The organism is Ruminococcus sp. D54t1_190329_F1 (assembly GCF_015551645.1).
GTDB classification, from domain to species: domain Bacteria; phylum Bacillota; class Clostridia; order Lachnospirales; family Lachnospiraceae; genus Blautia_A; species Blautia_A faecis.
In genome coordinates this window covers 104,051-120,752 of sequence record NZ_JADNDC010000007.1, presented here as the reverse complement: position 1 = coordinate 120,752, position 16,702 = coordinate 104,051, and the positions used below count along the sequence as shown (strand labels likewise).

The following is a 16,702-nucleotide window of genomic DNA, read 5'->3' as shown; positions in this document are numbered from 1 at the left end:
TATTTTTATAAAGATTCGCAGTTTCAAACTGTGTTTTCGTGAATAAATCTGCAAATCGATATTTCATTTTATGGCAGTTTCATCTGCTCTTTATTTGGATTATTCTTCCACAAACTTTGCTGCCTGTGCCTGGATCTCATGGATAAAACCAAGGTTTCTCCTCATGGCGAAATGTTCGCTCTGAATAATATTATGAAGCCTGTCTACAGCATCCTCCAGCTGGTCATTCACCAGAAGATAGTCGTACTCGTCAACTCCTTCTGCCTCCTGTGCAGCTCTTGCAAGACGCTGGTGGATCACTACCGCAGTCTCAGTGCCTCTTCCAACAAGACGCTCTTTCAGTTCCTCCATGGAGGGCGCTGTTACAAATACCAGCACAGCTTCCGGGAATTTCTTCTTGATCTTGCGAGCTCCCTGAATCTCGATCTCCAGGATCACATCCCTGCCTGCTGACAACTGCTCCTCCACATAAGCCTTAGGTGTGCCGTAGTAATTCTCCACGTACCAGGCATATTCGATCAGCTGATCCTGACGGATCATTTCCTCAAATTCTTCTTTTGTGCGGAAAAAGTATTCTCTTCCGTCTTCTTCCCCTGGTCTGGGGTTTCTGGTGGTGGCAGATACAGACAATGCATAATTGTCGTACTTCGCCATCAGGCTTTTCATAATGGTGCCTTTTCCTGCTCCGGAAAATCCGGAAACAACTGCCAAAACTCCTCTACTCATGGCCCTCTCCCTTATTTTCTATAACTTCTGCAAATCTGCGGGCGATCGTGTCCGGCTGGATCGCAGATAATATCAGAATGTGGTCTGAAGTAACGATCACGGACTTGGTCTTTCTTCCCTGAGTGGCATCCACAAGGGAATTGGAACCTTTCACACTCTGAACCATTCGTTTCACCGGAGCGGCATCCGGGTTTACCACAGCTACGATTTTCTGGGAATTCACCACATTACCGAATCCGATATTGATTAATTTTGCCATGTTTTCACCCTTCTGTCAATAAGGAAAGCTTACGTCTTTGATTCTCTAGTACATCGCTTCGTAAATAACTATACCAATCACGTAGGATGTGGATTCGAGTGTGCAGGTATAAAAACGCAGGCGTAGCGGGCTACGCCGAGGCTTTTATACCTGTGCAATCGGATTCACAGACAAGTGAGTGGTATAGTTATTTCGAAAACGATGTACTAGGTTACTCCACATTCTGAACCTGTTCCCTGATCTTCTCAATCTCTGTCTTCAGATCAATCGCTATATTGGAAATAATCAGATCACTTGATTTCGACAAAATGGTATTTGCCTCACGGTTCATCTCCTGTGCCATAAAATCAAGCTTGCGTCCAATGCCTTCCTTCTCCTCCAGCATCTTCTTCATTCCCTGGATATGGCTGTGGAGACGGACGGTTTCCTCATCGTTGCAGATCTTGTCGGAGAACAGGACAACTTCTGCTGCAATACGGGAATCTTCGATCTGAGAATCCTCCAGAAGCTCATGAACCTTGGCTTCCAGCTTCTCTCTGTAAGAATCCACAACCTCTGGAGAGCGGGCTTCTACCTGGCTTACCTTCTCATCAAGAGCATTCAGCTTGGCGATCAGGTCGTTCTTCAGATTCTCTCCCTCTCTTGCACGGGACTGGGCAAATTTCTCGCAGGCCTCACGAAGCGGTGCTTCCAGAACTGCCCACAATGCGTCCTCATCTACAGACTGCTCCTCCATAGTCAGCACGTCCGGATAACGGGAAAGAGCTCCTGCCTTCACATCGTTCTCAAGGCTAAATTCCTCTGCCATCTGACGGATATATGCAAGATATTCTCCTGCAAGCTCCTTATTATACTTCAGTGCGCCACAGCTTAAGGTGTAGTCCTCATATGTGATAAACACATCCACTTTACCACGCTGCATATAGGTCTTCATAAGATTCCGGATCGCACCCTCAAGGAAAACCAGCTTCCTTGGCATTTTGATACTCAGATCCAGATATCTGTGATTGACGGATTTTAACTCAACGGTGATTTTCCGCTCTTTTGTAATCACCTCGGCTCTTCCAAAGCCAGTCATACTTTTTATCATAGTAATCTCTTTCTGTATTTTTATTCCGAATACTGTCTGAAAAGAGTACCATTCCTCATAACAGAATCGTCTCTGATATTCAGGCAATAACTCTACGTAGGTTACTGTTCACTCTGATCACAGCTGCCTACGCATACAGATTTATTATAGTTCATTCTAAAACCCTAGTCAAATCCTTTTTTTGCTGTTATAATAAAGTCTACATGTTACGGTTACTGTTCACGGAGTGACCGGTAACCTGTCAGCAGAAAGGAGTTTTTTTATGGCTTTTGACGGAATTACCATTGCTGCAATGGTTTCTGAATTAAATAAAAATCTCTCCGGGGGACGCATTAACAAAATCGCCCAGCCGGAAAGTGACGAACTGCTGATCACCGGAAAAGGTGCAAATGGTCAGAAGCGTCTGCTTCTCTCCGCCAGCGCCTCCCTGCCTCTGATCTATTTTACAGGCAAAAACCGGATCAGCCCTTTGACTGCACCTAATTTTTGCATGCTTCTCCGCAAGCACATCGGAAGCGCCAGGATCACTGCGATCCGCCAGCCTGGTCTGGAGCGTGTTGTAGAATTTGAGCTGGAGCACCTGAACGAACTTGGCGATGTATGCCATAAGGTTCTCATTATGGAACTGATGGGAAAGCACAGCAACATTATCTTCTGTGATGATAATAATATGATCCTGGACAGTATCAAGCACGTATCCTGCAACGTAAGTTCTGTACGTGAAGTTCTGCCAGGACGCCCTTATTTCATCCCCCACACTCAGGACAAGCTGGATCCTCTTACCATTTCCAGAGAGGATTTCATGGAGAAAGTTTGCGGCAGATCCAATGCCGTCTCCAAAGCTCTCTATCAGACGCTTACCGGTTTCAGCCCGGTAATGGCTCAGGAACTTTGCTATCGCGCTTCCATTGATGGAAATGACGATGTCCAGACATTAGATGAGAATACCAGAGAGCAGCTTTATACAGAATTTACCCGTTTAATGGAGCAGATCCGTGGGGAAGAATTTACCCCGGTTATTGTTTTCAAAGGGGACGAGCCGGTTGAATACGGTGTTCTTCCTTTTTCCCAATATGGAGAAGGCTTCACCACCCGGACCTTTGAATCTGTGTCAGAGATGCTGGAAACCTATTATGCTTCCCGCGACGTGATCACCCGTATCCGCCAGAAATCCGCGGATCTCCGAAAGATCGTCCAGACTGCCCTTGACCGCAACCGCAAAAAATTAAGCCTTCAGCAGAAGCAGATGAAAGACACTGAGAAAAAGGACAAATACAAGGTTTACGGCGAATTGATCAACACCTACGGCTACGGCCTGGAAGAAGGCTGCAAATCCTTTAAGGCTGTGAACTATTATAATGGAGAAGAAATCACTATTCCTCTTGATCCTACCCTGACCCCCCAGGAGAATTCCAAGAAGTATTTCGATCGTTACGGCAAGCTGAAACGTACCCAGGAAGCTCTGGAGGTTCAGATTGCAGATACTACAAGCGAGATCGAGCATCTGGAATCCATATCCAATGCCCTGGACATTGCCGCAGAGGAGAGCGACCTTTCCCAGATCAAGGAAGAGTTGATGGAATACGGCTATGTGAAGCGCCACTACGGAAACAAAAAAGGTGCCAAGATGCAGGTGAAATCCAAACCCTTCCACTATGTTTCCAGCGATGGCTACGATATTTATGTAGGAAAAAACAACTACCAGAATGATGAGCTAACCTTTAAATTTGCCACAGGAAATGACTGGTGGTTCCATGCCAAAAAGATGCCGGGCTCCCATGTTGTGGTAAAGACAAAAGACGGCACACTTCCGGACCGCACCTTTGAAGAAGCAGGAAATCTTGCAGCCTTTTATTCCAAGGGACGCACTGCACCAAAGGTAGAGATTGATTATCTCCAGAAAAAGAATGTGAAGAAGCCGGCTGGAGCCAAACCGGGATTTGTAGTTTATTATACAAACTATTCTCTGATGGCTTCACCAGATATTGCAGGAATCCAGCAGCTATCCTGATTGTAACCGTTTTTCCCTCTTTGCATGCAGCCCTGAATTTGCGAAACGGCTGCTCTGCAAACCGCAAGCTGCTATCTATATACACCGGAGCCTGTTTCAAACGCGCTCTGATTTAAGAACAGGAGTTATCTATGAGTATTTTAAATGTTGAACACCTTACCCACGGCTTTGGTGACAGAGCCATTTTCCATGATGTTTCCTTCCGTCTTTTAAAAGGAGAACATATTGGCCTGGTAGGCGCCAACGGAGAGGGAAAATCCACCTTCTTCAATATTGTAACTGACAAACTGATGCCAGATGAGGGCAGGATTCAGTGGGCAAAAAATGTCCGCGTAGGTTATCTGGACCAGCATTCTGTCCTCGCTCCTGGCATGACCATCCGCGACGTGCTGAAATCTGCTTTTTCCTGGCTTTTTGAACTGGAAGAACGAATGAATACCATCTGTGATTCCCTTGGTGAAGCCTCCCCGGAAGAAATGGAAACTCTTATGGAGGAACTGGGAACTATCCAGGATACCCTGACCATGCACGACTTCTACGTAATTGATTCCAAAGTAGAAGAGGTTGCCCGGGCACTTGGTCTTCTGGATCTTGGACTTGACCGTGATGTCACAGATCTCAGCGGCGGACAGCGTACCAAGGTGCTCCTTGCCAAGCTGCTTCTGGAGAAACCAGATATTCTTCTTCTGGATGAGCCCACCAACTATCTGGATGAAGAGCACATTGCATGGCTGAAACGCTATCTCCAGGAATATGAGAATGCCTTTATCCTGATTTCCCACGATATCCCGTTTCTCAATGATGTGATCAATATCGTTTATCATATGGAAAATCAGGAGCTGAACCGTTATGTAGGCGATTATGACCACTTCCAGGAAGTCTATGAAGTGAAAAAGGCTCAGTTAGAGGCGGCTTACCGCCGCCAGCAGCAGGAAATCAGCGAACTGAAGGATTTCGTTGCCAGAAACAAGGCCCGGGTTTCCACCAGAAACATGGCAATGTCCCGCCAGAAAAAGCTGGACAAAATGGATGTGATCGAACTGGCTGCCGAGAAACCAAAGCCGGAGTTTCACTTCAAACAGGGACGCACCCCTGGCAAATACATCTTCGAGACAAAGGATCTTGTGATCGGATATGACGAGCCCCTTTCCCGCCCTCTCACCCTTTCCATGGAAAGAGGCCAGAAAATCGCGCTTGTAGGTGCCAACGGAATTGGAAAAACCACGCTTCTGAAAAGTATTCTTGGTCTGATCCCATCATTGAAGGGAACCAGGGAATTAGGAGACAATCTGCAGATCGGATATTTTGAGCAGGAAGTAAAAGGTGACAACAAAACTACCTGTATTGATGAGATCTGGGCAGAATTCCCGTCTTATACCCAGTACGAAGTACGCTCCGCACTTGCAAAATGCGGTCTCACCACCAAGCATATTGAGAGTCAGGTCCGTGTGCTTTCCGGCGGTGAGCAGGCCAAGGTCCGCCTTTGCAAGCTGGTAAACAAAGAGACAAATGTCCTTCTTCTTGACGAGCCTACCAACCACCTGGATGTGGATGCAAAAGAAGCTCTGAAGGAGGCACTAAAGGAATACCGTGGAAGTGTGCTTCTCATCTGCCATGAGCCGGAATTTTATCAGGATGTGGTTTCACAGGTGTGGGACTGCAGTAAATGGACAACTAAGATCCTGTAAATGCTATACTAAGATTATTATTTTATAAGCAAAACAGCATCCGGACAGAATATATTTTTTATACTTCTGTCTGGATGCTGTTTTTATTTCCTTTACTAAACGGACGTGTCACCTGTCGGCGGCATCACCATATATGAAGGATTTATGCATTCTGTTACATTTCAATCTATCAGTTCACAAACTGAATGATTCCAGATACCTGCTCGTATGCACTATCCCAGTCCTGACCACTTGCCAGTCCTTTTACTTTTCCCTTGATCGTTACTCGCTTGGAAGCCGCATATCCGGAAGCATCTGCCTTGATTCCCTTATTGGTTGTGAAATCATGCGTACCCCAGATCTTATCTGCATAATATTTGCCGTCAGCCTTCAATTCAATATTGCTGAATGTGGCATTTACAGAATCTCCGTTTAATCTTGCAGAACCCTCTACGCGAAGATAGACAGTTGTGTTTGCAAGACTGCTGTTTTTAACTGTTTTGGCAAGTTTGCCGTTGATGTAGCAGCTGCAGGTTCCGTCTTTTTTCACAGTCAGCATTACATGGTAAGTCTTATCTCTGGCCGCTTCCTGAACCCAGATATAGTTCTGACCGCCTGCACCATTGTGGGCTACATTCTCGATCATGAACCATGCCTTACCTGTATAGGGAGCTCTTGCATGCTTGTCATACTGGATACCAAAGCTTACTGCAGAGGTCGCCGTGCAGGCAACCAGCTTCGCATGGTAACCGGAACCGGAACCAGAAAGTACCATATCCGTTTCAATGGTATATTCGGAAGCTGTATTTGCAACAGTGGAACCTGTTGCCGTGGTATTTCCGCCGGCAGTATCCGGTTTCGTTGTGGTTGGCACCTTATAAACGATTTTCAGTCCTTTTTTGTTATAGGAACTTACTTTCTTTCCTTTGTAGGCTTTTACTGTGTAGTAGTATGTAGTTCCACTCTTCACTTTTTTATCTGTGTAAGATGTTTTGGAACCGCCTTTCACAGTTTTGATTTTTTTCCAGGAACTATTTTCTGTCTTACGCATAACATAGTAGCCGGAAGCGCCTTTACTCTTTTTCCAGGTAATTTTAACACTTTTGTTTACACGTACCACCTTGGAAAGCTTCGGTGCTTTTAATGCTGCTGCCTGAACCGCCTCTGCTTTTCCAAATGAATAAACCGGAAATACAAGCATAAAAGCAAGTAAAAACAGCATAATCTTTTTGATTCCTTTTCTGTTCATAATATTCCTCCTTCTTTCCTCATATGAACTTCCATCATAAAAGACGGAGAACTTCTTCAAGAAATTCTCCGTCTCATTATACTACTTATTCATCAGCAGCGTCAACCTTACTTGCTCTTGCTTCGATCTCTTTCTGCTGGATATCACCAGGAGCCTGCTCATAGCGGGCAAACTCGTAGGAGAAGTCACCACTTCCACCAGTCATGGAACGAAGATCTGTGGAATATCCATAAATCTCAAGAAGAGGAACGTCAGCTTCAATAATGGTATTTCCGTTATGATCCGGATTCATTCCAAGAACACGGCCGCGGCGCTTATTCAGATCGCCCATAACGTCACCTGTATATTTATCCGGAACTGTAACCTTCATGGAAACGATTGGCTCTAACAGTACCGGAGAAGCATCCATGAAGCCTTTCTTGAATGCAAGGATGGTAGCCATCTTAAACGCCATCTCTGAGGAATCTACCGGATGATAAGATCCATCATAAAGAGTAGCCTTTACACCAACTACCGGATATGCTGCAAGAGGTCCTTTCTGAACACATTCCTGAAGGCCCTTCTCGACTGCCGGGAAGTAGTTCTTCGGAACTGCACCACCAACAACAACCTGCTCAAATACGTATGGAGTCTCCATATCGCCAGACGGCTCAAAACGCATCTTAACATGTCCATACTGTCCATGTCCGCCGGACTGTTTCTTATGTTTGCCTTCTACGTCAGAATTCTTGCGGATGGTCTCACGGAATGGAACCTTCGGTTTGGAAAGCTCTACATCAACTTTATAACGCTCTTTCAGCATGCTGACAATAACATCAAGATGCTGATCGCCCATACCATAGATCAGACTCTGACGGTTAGCACCATCGTTCTCAACACGAACAGTCCTGTCTTCGCTCATGATCTTGGCAAGAGCCTGGGAAATCTTATCCTCATCGCCCTTGTTCACAGCCTTAAATCTCTTATAGGTATAAGGTGTGGAAAGAATTGCTTTCGGATAAAGAACCGGATTCGCCTTGGTGGCAAGGCTGTCACCAGTCTGAACACTGACTAATTTGGCAATTGCACCGATATCACCTGCATGGAGCTCTGGAACTTCGATAGGCTTGGAACCCTGAAGAACATATAATTTGTTCAGGCGCTCTTCTGTGCCTTTCTCAACATTGAGAAGGGTATCATCAGATTTGATAACACCGGAGCAAACCTTGATCAGGGAATACTTGCCAAGGAATGGATCCACGATGGATTTCCATACATATGCTGATTTTGCTTTGGCGAAATCGTAATTTGCTTCAAAAATCTCGTTGGTCTTCTGGGAAATACCGTTGCAGGAACGTTTGTCCGGGCTTGGGAAATATCCGCAGATGTCGTCCAGAAGGTTGGATACGCCGCGAAGATTGATCGGGGATCCCATGCATACCGGAACAATGCTTGCATCCTGTACATTGGCGGCAAGTGCTGCGGAAACTTCTGTAACGGAGAACTCGTCTCCCTCAAAATAACGATCCATGAATTCCTCGCTGGTCTCTGCTACAGATTCCATCAGGATATCATGATACTTCTCAAGATACTCATCCAGATAAGAAGGAATCTCGCACTCTTCCTTCTGTCCCTTGTCGATATATTTTCTTCCGGCCTGCTTCACAACGTTAACATATCCCACGAACTTGCCATCCTCACGGATCGGGAAATGCAGCGGGGCAATCTTCTTGCCATAAAGCTCGGTAAGCTGATCTACTACCTTACGGTAACTTACATCGTCCACGTCCATATCGGTAACGAAAATCATTCGCGGAAGTTTATACTTCTCGCAGAGATTCCATGCCTTCTGGGTACCAACCTGTACCCCTGCCTTACCTGATACTACGATGATTGCTGCGTCTGCAGCGCTGACAGCTTCCTCAACTTCTCCTACGAAGTCAAAATATCCGGGAGTGTCCAGAATGTTTACCTTGTTCTTCTGCCACGGGACCGGAATCAGAGATGTAGTGATAGAGAAATGTCGTTTGATTTCTTCTTTATCATAATCACTGACTGTATTGCCATCTTCTACACGGCCTAAACGGTTGGTCAAGCCGGCAAGATATGCCATTGCTTCTGCCAGAGTTGTCTTTCCAGCACCGCCGTGTCCTAACAGCACTACATTTCTGATTCGGTCAGTTCTAAAAACGTCCATATGTAATACCTCCCTGTTTGTCTAATATGTTCATATTTTACTAAATATTCAGAAGAATTTCAAGTATTTTCTGGGATTTTGACGGTCTTTTTTCAAAAAAGTTTAGATTATTTTGTCATTTCTGTAGGAATTGACAATTTGCGAGGAATCTCGTACAATATCATAAGATAATTTTTCACTTTAACGAAGGAAAGGAAACGACATTATATTATGAAGACAATCGGTTTTATCGGTCTCGGTCTGATTGGCGGCTCTATCGCCAAGGCCATCCGGAAGTACCATCCGGATTACCACATTCTGGCCTATAACCGCAGTAAGGAAGCACTTGCCTCCGCCATTAGCACCGGCATTATAGATGGTGTCTGTGAGGAAATGAAGGATCCACGCTTTGGATCCTGTGATTATGTATTTTTATGTGCTCCGGTAGAGATCAACCTGGAGTGCCTTGCATATCTGAAAGAGATCCGCCAGCCAGGCTGCATTATCACAGATGTGGGAAGTGTAAAGGGAATCATCCATCAGAAAGTGGATGAGCTGGGAATGACAGACTGCTTTATCGGCGGTCACCCTATGGCCGGTTCTGAGAAAACCGGTTTTGACCATTCCAACGAGCGCATTCTGGAAAATGCATACTATATTCTTACTCCGGGCGGGGAAGTGGGACTGGAATATATTTCAGATTTTACAGAGCTGATCAGTTCTCTTGGTGCTATCCCTATGGTGCTTACAGCTGAAGAACATGATTTTATTACAGCAGGTGTAAGCCATCTGCCCCATATTATTGCTTCCGCCCTTGTAAATCTGGTAAAAACCCTAGACAACGATGCCGAATATATGAAGACCATCGCTGCAGGCGGTTTCCGCGATATTACAAGGATTGCCTCCTCCTCTCCCGTTATGTGGCAGCAGATCTGCATGGAAAACCATGAGAACATTTCCAATGTTCTGGACGACTACATCCGCATGCTGATCCAGATCCGCTGTTCTGTAGACAACTGTGCTACAGATGGGAAGGAGGCAGATGCTATTTATCAGATGTTTGCAAGCTCCAGGGATTACCGTGATTCCATTGATGTTGTGGATAATGGTCCTATCCGCAAGGCTTATGTGCTTTATCTGGATATTGCAGATGAGGCCGGCGGAATCGCTACCATTGCCACCATCCTTGCCATGGACAAGATCAGCATTAAAAACATCGGCATCATCCACAACCGCGAATTCGAGCAGGGCGTTCTGAAAATCGAATTTTATGAAGAAGACGCTATGGAACGGGCCATTGCACTTTTGAAAAAGCGCAATTATATTGTTTATGAGCGATAACCTGCGCACCGACAGTTGTTTATTGGATACATTACAATTATTTTTTCAGACAAACTCTGTATCAATACAGCAAATATGAAGTAAACGCCATATTGACTCGTCTAATTCTTTATAAGCAATATAGTCGATACCTGTTTTTGCTGTATGAAACTTTATATTTAAGGAACGATTATTATGGAAATAAAAAAACTTACAAATCTCCACGGAGAACTTACAGTTCCAGGCGACAAATCCATCTCCCACCGTGCCGTCATGTTCGGTTCCCTTGCCAAAGGAACCACAAAGATCACCCATTTTCTGGAAGGAGCTGACTGCCTTTCCACCATCTCCTGTTTCCGCAAAATGGGTATTGATATTGAGAATAACAACGGAGAAATCCTGGTTCATGGAAAAGGACTCCACGGATTATCTGCCCCTGTTGATATTCTGGATGTTGGAAACAGTGGCACAACTACCCGCCTGATTTCCGGTATTCTTGCAGGACAGAATTTTGTATCGGAGCTTACCGGCGATGACTCTATCCAGAGCCGTCCCATGAAACGGATCATGACGCCTCTCCTTTCCATGGGCGCTGATATTGCAAGCATAAAGGGAAATAACTGTGTTCCCCTTCGGATCACAGGTCATCCTCTGAAGGCCATTCACTATGATTCCCCAGTTGCTTCTGCTCAGGTAAAATCCTGTGTACTTCTGGCAGGAATGTATTCTGACGGAATTACCAGCGTCACCGAACCGGTTCTTTCCAGGAACCATACAGAAATCATGTTAAACTATTTTGGAGCTCGGGTAACTTCTGAGGGAACTACCGCTTCCATTGCTCCGGAACCATCTCTTTTTGCCAGAGAAATTACAGTACCTGGGGATATTTCTTCTGCTGCTTATTTCATCGCTGCAGGACTTCTGGTGCCAGGCAGTGAGATTCTTCTGAAGAATGTGGGAATCAATCCCACAAGAGACGGACTGCTCCGTGTGTGCAAGGATATGGGAGCTGACATTACGCTCTTAAATGTAAATATGGAAGGAGAGCCTACCGCTGATCTTCTTGTTCGCACCAGTTCTCTTCACGGTACAACAGTAGGCGGGGAAATCATTCCGACTCTTATCGACGAGATTCCGATGATTGCAGTTATGGCTGCTTTCGCAGAGGGAACTACTGTGATCAAGGATGCAAAAGAACTTAAAGTAAAAGAATCAGACCGTATTCTGGTTATGGCAGAGAATCTTTCCCGCATGGGTGCGGACATTACACCTACAGATGACGGCATGATCATTCATGGGGGAAAACCACTGCATGGGGCAGAGATTGACTCTTACCTGGATCACAGAGTGGCTATGTCCTTCGCTGTTGCCGGACTGCTCTGTGATGGACCACTCTCTATTAAGGGGGGGGACTGTGTGAAGATTTCTTATCCGGAATTTTATGAGGATCTGTATCGGTTAGGGGAATAATCTGAGCCTCAGGAACTTAAATGAGAACATTTTTCGTTACTGTGAACGGAGTGAGCAGTAACCATTTTTCCATTTAGGTTCCTGTTTTTTTGCCTTTTTAGATGTGCATTCCTATTATTTTATGTTAAATAATAGTCAATGTTAGTTTAGTGAAACTATCATATTTTGCCAGATTATATGCTTGTATTTTCTTTTAAAATATACATATTGCACATTTTAACATGTATTAATTTCTGTGCAATTTTAAAATTCGTTTTAATCTCATTTCTATATTGATATTCTTTTAACGATTTCGACGAAGTTAAAAAACTTTCCGTTTTCCTCTTTTTTTCTTCAAAAAAATAACGTATAATCCCACTGTAAGTTGAGGAACACTAAAACAAACAAAGCGAAGGTGAACAGCCCAGACAAAAGAGCGGCTGCCACAAGAAAGGAGCCAGAAATAATGAAAATTTTATTTTACGGAACCAAAAATTATGACGAGCAGTTTTTTGAAAAACTTTTACCTGAATTTCCAGATATTAAGATTAAATTTATTGAAGCAAATATCCATGAGGAGACCGCTTCTCTTGCAAAAGGTTATGAAGCCATCTGTGCTTTTGTAAATGCAGATCTTGGCGCTCCTGTTATTGAAGAATTACATCAGCAGGGTGTAAAACTGATCCTTATGCGCTGCGCTGGTTACAATAACGTGGATCTTAAGACAGCCCACAAATATGGCATGAAAGTTCTGCGTGTACCAGGTTACTCTCCCGAGGCTGTTGCAGAGCACGCAATGGCGCTGGCGCTTACAGCTAACCGTCACACTCACAAGGCTTACATCAAATGCCGTGAGAACAACTTTACTTTAAGCGGTCTTATGGGCGTGAACCTTTACAAGAAAACAGCCGGTATTATCGGTACTGGTAAGATTGGTCAGGCTATGGCAAGAATCTGCAAGGGATTTGGAATGCGGGTCATTGCTTATGATCTTTTCCCCAACAAGAATCTTGACTTCCTGGAATACGTTTCTCTCGATGAGTTGCTGGCTACCAGTGATCTGATCAGCCTGCACTGCCCGCTTACTGACGAAACCAAACATATTATCAACGAAAAGACAATTGCCCAGATGAAGGACGGAGTTATCCTTGTAAACACTTCCCGTGGCGGTCTTATCAAGACGGAGGATCTGATTTCCGGTATCCGCGACCATAAGTTCTTCGCAGTTGGTCTGGATGTTTACGAGGAGGAATCTGATTATGTATTCGAGGATCTGTCTGAGAGCATCATGCAGACTTCCTTGATCCAGAGGCTTCTCTCCTTCCCGAACGTAACCATGACCTCCCATCAGGGATTCTTTACAGAAGAAGCGCTCACTAACATTGCAGAGACAACTATGGAGAATGCGCAGGCTTATATCAATGGAGATGAGCTGAAGAACGAGGTTCTTTCATAATTCATAAATCACTATAGAAAATACGGTGTTTCAATGCATAGGTATTGAAACACCGTTTTTCTATTTAGTTGGTTAAAAGTTCTTCAGGAGGGACGCATTTGGACAATGTGTATTACTCACTCGCCGGCGCAACGCTGCAGCGAACTAATCGCTAACTGCGATTAATGCGTTCGGGAGAGCCCTCACGCATAAGTCTCCGTAAGCGCTGGATTTCGCTTCCGCTAAGAGCGCGCCTAAAATGGCTCGCTGGAGTAATACACATTGCCCAAATGCTGTGTACTGGCTGGGACTTGCTGGTTAGCAAGAACTTTTAACGAAGGGGAGGGGGAGTGACTGGTTTCCCGATACTTTCTTGACAACGATAGATTAGAAAAAGCAATAAAGTTGCGGGATACCAACTACTTCACCCACCCCCGTTGTTGTCGTTATTGTTTCTTTCTTCCCTTTTCAGTAACCAGCGATTTTGCAATGTATATTCGCAAGCCGCGCATTTTAGGAGCGGTTTTAGTGGAGGCGAGATCCATGACTTACGGAGACTTAGGCGCGAAGGCTCTCCTGAGCGTCTTAGTCGTAGTTAGTCATTAGCTTGCCGGAACGTTGCGACGCGCGGCGGTGAATATACATTGTGAAATCGCGTCCGGAATAACGACCAACACACTAAATAGCAATTTATTCTGAATATCTTTCCCTAAGAAGTGCAATTTCTCTTGTCCAACCCTCATCATCATTAGGCGTTTCCAGAATAAAAGGCTTACCCTCCAATGCCGGGTGCCGGATGACACGGACAAGGGCATCAAGACCAATCTGGCCTTCCCCGATTCTGGCGTGGCGGTCTTTGTGACTGCCAAGAGGATTGAGGCTGTCGTTTAGGTGGATGGCTTTTAAGTGGTCGAGACCGATGATGCGGTCGAATTCAGTTATGACACCGTCCAGGTCGTTTACAATATCGTAGCCACCATCCCACACATGGCAGGTATCCAGGCAGATTCCAAGTTTATCGCGTTTTTCTACAAGGTCCATGATGGCACGAAGCTCCTGGAAATAGCTTCCCACCTCAGAGCCTTTTCCAGCCATGGTTTCAAGAAGAACTGTAGTGGTCTGTTCTTCAGTAAGAACTGCATTCAGCACTTCTGCAATCTTCTGAATTCCAACCTCTATTCCCTGTCCCACATGGCTGCCTGGATGGAAATTATAATAATTTCCTGGTGTGGCTTCCATGCGTTTCAGATCATCCGAAAAAGTATTTCTGGCAAAATCCCGCAGATTTTCTTTGGCCGCGCAGGCATTTAAGGTATAAGGCGCATGCGCCACGATTTTGCCGAATTCATGCTCCCTGGCAATCTCCTGAAACTTCGCCACATCTGCAGGGTCAATAGCTTTGGCATTCCCTCCTCTTGGATTTCTGGTAAAAAATGCAAACGTGTTGCCGCCATTTTTTACAATCTGGCGTCCCATGGCTGCGTAGCCTTTGGATGATGAAGTATGATTTCCTATATATAACATGTCGTTTTCCCTTCTTATTTACTATTTTATTATGAAAATCCCGTACGGTAGCCAAAAATGAGCCATGCTTGCACGAGCGAACTCTTGGATATCGAACGGGCTAGACCGTATGAGTAAGTAGGGCGATGGCCCGGATTACGATTGCGGTCGGCAGCTGCGGGAGCGCCATAGGCGCGAAACAGCTGACTCTCAGGCACTCCTTAAGTACATCCTATATATTTTAGCATTTCCCCCTTCTTTTTCAAGATATTTATTGACGAAAACCCATTTTATTCTTATACTGTTAAAAGGTGTGCTCTTCTGTAAAAAAGACTTTTGTCCCATATTTTTTCACAGAATTCATACATAGAAAAAAGGAAGGAAATCAACATGAAAGAACGTGAAAAGTTTTCATCCCGGCTTGGATTTATTCTCATTTCAGCCGGCTGCGCCATTGGAATCGGCAATGTATGGCGCTTCCCTTATATAACAGGACAGTACGGCGGCGCAGCATTTGTACTGATCTATCTTCTGTTCCTTGTAATTCTTGGACTGCCTATTATGGTTATGGAATTTGCTGTCGGACGCGCAAGCCGCAAGTCCGCTGCCAGAAGCTTCCATCTCCTTGAGCCAAAGGGCACCAAATGGCACCTTTACAGCTATGGAGCCATGCTTGGCAACTATATGCTGATGATGTTTTACACCACTGTAGGCGGCTGGATGCTGGCTTACTTCTTTAAAATAGCAAGCGGCACCTTCACAGGTCTTGATACAGAAGCGGTAGGAAACGTATTTAACACCATGCTCTCCAATCCTGGAGAAATGACCTTCTGGATGGTAATCGTAACTGCATTCGGTTTTGGTACCTGCTGCATGGGACTGCAAAAAGGTGTTGAGCGTATCACAAAGGTTATGATGGTATGTCTTCTTACTATTATGGTAGTTCTTTGCGTTAAGAGCTGTACGCTTCCAGGTGCCATCGAGGGTATTAAGTTCTATCTTCTCCCGGATTTTGGCCGTCTGAAAGAGAACGGACTGCTTTCCGGTATTTATGCCGCTATGGGACAGGCATTCTTCACCTTGAGCCTTGGGATCGGCGCAATGGCAATCTTTGGAAGTTATATCGACAAAGACCGTAGCCTTATGGGCGAATCCATCCAGATTGGTATTCTGGATACTTTCGTGGCACTAATGGCCGGACTTATTATTTTCCCGGCATGCTTTGCTTACAATGTAAGCCCTACACAGGGTGTTGGACTTGTATTCGTAACACTGCCGAACATGTTTAACCAGATGATGGGCGGTCGTTTCTGGGGTGCACTGTTCTTCATCTTTATGACATTCGCAGCTCTCTCCACCATCATTGCAGTATTTGAGAATATCTTAAGCTTTGCCATGGATCTGTGGGGCTGGAGCCGTAAGAAGGCAGTTCTGGTAAACGGAATTGCAATCTTTGTTTTATCCATGCCATGCGTACTTGGTTTCAACGTATGGAGCGGATTTCAGCCACTGGGCGCAGGAAGCACCATACAGGATCTGGAGGACTTCATCATCTCCAATAACCTGCTTCCGCTTGGAAGCCTTGTTTACCTGCTGTTCTGCGTAACCCGCTACGGATGGGGATGGGACAATTTCATCAAAGAAGCGGATACAGGAAACGGCATTAAATTTCCGAAGTGGGCACGTCCGTATCTTACCTATGTACTGCCGCTTATTGTACTGTTGATTTTCGTAATGGGTTATTACGATAAGTTCTTCAGATAAATATTATTGTAATGTAAATCAAAGGCAAAAGTTCACAGGGCTATTCACTCAAAACATGACCTATGGATTTTTGC

At 45.0% G+C, this 16,702-nt stretch carries 12 protein-coding genes; 6 read left to right on the top strand and 6 right to left on the bottom strand.

Annotation, left to right across the window (positions count from 1 at the left end; all coding sequences use genetic code 11):
• Window positions 1–99: 99 nt before the first annotated feature.
• The 3 genes from gmk to I2D69_RS04850 form a co-directional block, all read right to left on the bottom strand.
• Window positions 100–726 (bottom strand): guanylate kinase, encoded by a 627-nt coding sequence (gmk, locus tag I2D69_RS04860; protein WP_173769073.1) that lies wholly within the window; start codon window positions 724–726, stop codon window positions 100–102.
• On the bottom strand, window positions 719–985 hold the full coding sequence (locus I2D69_RS04855; protein WP_118578014.1) for an extracellular matrix/biofilm biosynthesis regulator RemA family protein: 267 nt from the start codon (window positions 983–985) through the stop codon (window positions 719–721). Before I2D69_RS04855 ends, gmk begins: the two co-directional genes overlap by 8 nt.
• A gap of 211 nt (window positions 986–1,196) precedes the next feature.
• Window positions 1,197–2,075 (bottom strand): YicC/YloC family endoribonuclease, encoded by an 879-nt coding sequence (locus I2D69_RS04850; protein ID WP_195379479.1) that lies wholly within the window; start codon window positions 2,073–2,075, stop codon window positions 1,197–1,199.
• A gap of 262 nt (window positions 2,076–2,337) precedes the next feature.
• On the opposite strand from I2D69_RS04850, the gene I2D69_RS04845 reads away from it, so the two are divergent.
• Together I2D69_RS04845 and I2D69_RS04840 are read left to right on the top strand one after the other, a co-directional pair.
• Window positions 2,338–4,086 (top strand): NFACT RNA binding domain-containing protein, encoded by a 1,749-nt coding sequence (locus I2D69_RS04845; RefSeq protein ID WP_195379478.1) that lies wholly within the window; start codon window positions 2,338–2,340, stop codon window positions 4,084–4,086.
• Between the two features lie 131 nt (window positions 4,087–4,217).
• Entirely contained in the window at window positions 4,218–5,774 is a 1,557-nt protein-coding gene (locus I2D69_RS04840) for an ABC-F family ATP-binding cassette domain-containing protein (RefSeq protein WP_148461965.1), read from the top strand.
• Between the two features lie 169 nt (window positions 5,775–5,943).
• On the opposite strand, the gene I2D69_RS04835 is transcribed toward I2D69_RS04840, so the two are convergent.
• Entirely contained in the window at window positions 5,944–7,002 is a 1,059-nt protein-coding gene (locus I2D69_RS04835; protein ID WP_195379477.1) for a hypothetical protein, read from the bottom strand.
• An 85-nt stretch (window positions 7,003–7,087) separates the two neighbouring features.
• On the bottom strand, window positions 7,088–9,178 hold the full coding sequence (locus I2D69_RS04830) for an elongation factor G (protein ID WP_118578841.1): 2,091 nt from the start codon (window positions 9,176–9,178) through the stop codon (window positions 7,088–7,090).
• A 210-nt stretch (window positions 9,179–9,388) separates the two neighbouring features.
• On the opposite strand from I2D69_RS04830, the gene I2D69_RS04825 reads away from it, so the two are divergent.
• The 3 genes from I2D69_RS04825 (at window position 9,389) to I2D69_RS04815 (ending at window position 13,382) form a co-directional block, all read left to right on the top strand.
• Window positions 9,389–10,498 carry a prephenate dehydrogenase gene (locus I2D69_RS04825; RefSeq protein WP_148461963.1) on the top strand — a complete coding sequence of 370 codons (1,110 nt, stop codon included), beginning with the start codon at window positions 9,389–9,391 and terminating at the stop codon, window positions 10,496–10,498.
• Window positions 10,499–10,672: 174 nt separating this feature from the next.
• On the top strand, window positions 10,673–11,947 hold the full coding sequence (gene aroA / locus I2D69_RS04820) for a 3-phosphoshikimate 1-carboxyvinyltransferase (protein WP_195379476.1): 1,275 nt from the start codon (window positions 10,673–10,675) through the stop codon (window positions 11,945–11,947).
• A 445-nt stretch (window positions 11,948–12,392) separates the two neighbouring features.
• Window positions 12,393–13,382, top strand: coding sequence for a 2-hydroxyacid dehydrogenase (locus I2D69_RS04815; protein WP_118578845.1), 990 nt, complete (start codon window positions 12,393–12,395; stop codon window positions 13,380–13,382).
• A gap of 669 nt (window positions 13,383–14,051) precedes the next feature.
• Here I2D69_RS04815 and I2D69_RS04810 read toward each other — a convergent pair.
• Window positions 14,052–14,885: a deoxyribonuclease IV gene (locus I2D69_RS04810; protein ID WP_195379475.1), complete on the bottom strand. Its 834-nt coding sequence runs from the start codon at window positions 14,883–14,885 to the stop codon at window positions 14,052–14,054.
• A 369-nt stretch (window positions 14,886–15,254) separates the two neighbouring features.
• On the opposite strand from I2D69_RS04810, the gene I2D69_RS04805 reads away from it, so the two are divergent.
• A complete protein-coding gene (locus I2D69_RS04805) occupies window positions 15,255–16,628 on the top strand; it encodes a sodium-dependent transporter (RefSeq protein ID WP_177968310.1) in 1,374 nt (457 codons plus the stop codon).
• Window positions 16,629–16,702: the final 74 nt, after the last annotated feature.

Coding starts and splice junctions, on each gene's coding strand:
- I2D69_RS04810 (WP_195379475.1), bottom strand. CDS start 14,885: ATGTTATATATAGGAAATCATACTTCATCATCCAAAGGCTACGCAGCC.
- I2D69_RS04805 (WP_177968310.1), top strand. CDS start 15,255: ATGAAAGAACGTGAAAAGTTTTCATCCCGGCTTGGATTTATTCTCATT.
- aroA (WP_195379476.1), top strand. CDS start 10,673: ATGGAAATAAAAAAACTTACAAATCTCCACGGAGAACTTACAGTTCCA.
- gmk (WP_173769073.1), bottom strand. CDS start 726: ATGAGTAGAGGAGTTTTGGCAGTTGTTTCCGGATTTTCCGGAGCAGGA.
- I2D69_RS04850 (WP_195379479.1), bottom strand. CDS start 2,075: ATGATAAAAAGTATGACTGGCTTTGGAAGAGCCGAGGTGATTACAAAA.
- I2D69_RS04835 (WP_195379477.1), bottom strand. CDS start 7,002: ATGAACAGAAAAGGAATCAAAAAGATTATGCTGTTTTTACTTGCTTTT.
- I2D69_RS04840 (WP_148461965.1), top strand. CDS start 4,218: ATGAGTATTTTAAATGTTGAACACCTTACCCACGGCTTTGGTGACAGA.
- I2D69_RS04845 (WP_195379478.1), top strand. CDS start 2,338: ATGGCTTTTGACGGAATTACCATTGCTGCAATGGTTTCTGAATTAAAT.
- I2D69_RS04825 (WP_148461963.1), top strand. CDS start 9,389: ATGAAGACAATCGGTTTTATCGGTCTCGGTCTGATTGGCGGCTCTATC.
- I2D69_RS04855 (WP_118578014.1), bottom strand. CDS start 985: ATGGCAAAATTAATCAATATCGGATTCGGTAATGTGGTGAATTCCCAG.
- I2D69_RS04830 (WP_118578841.1), bottom strand. CDS start 9,178: ATGGACGTTTTTAGAACTGACCGAATCAGAAATGTAGTGCTGTTAGGA.
- I2D69_RS04815 (WP_118578845.1), top strand. CDS start 12,393: ATGAAAATTTTATTTTACGGAACCAAAAATTATGACGAGCAGTTTTTT.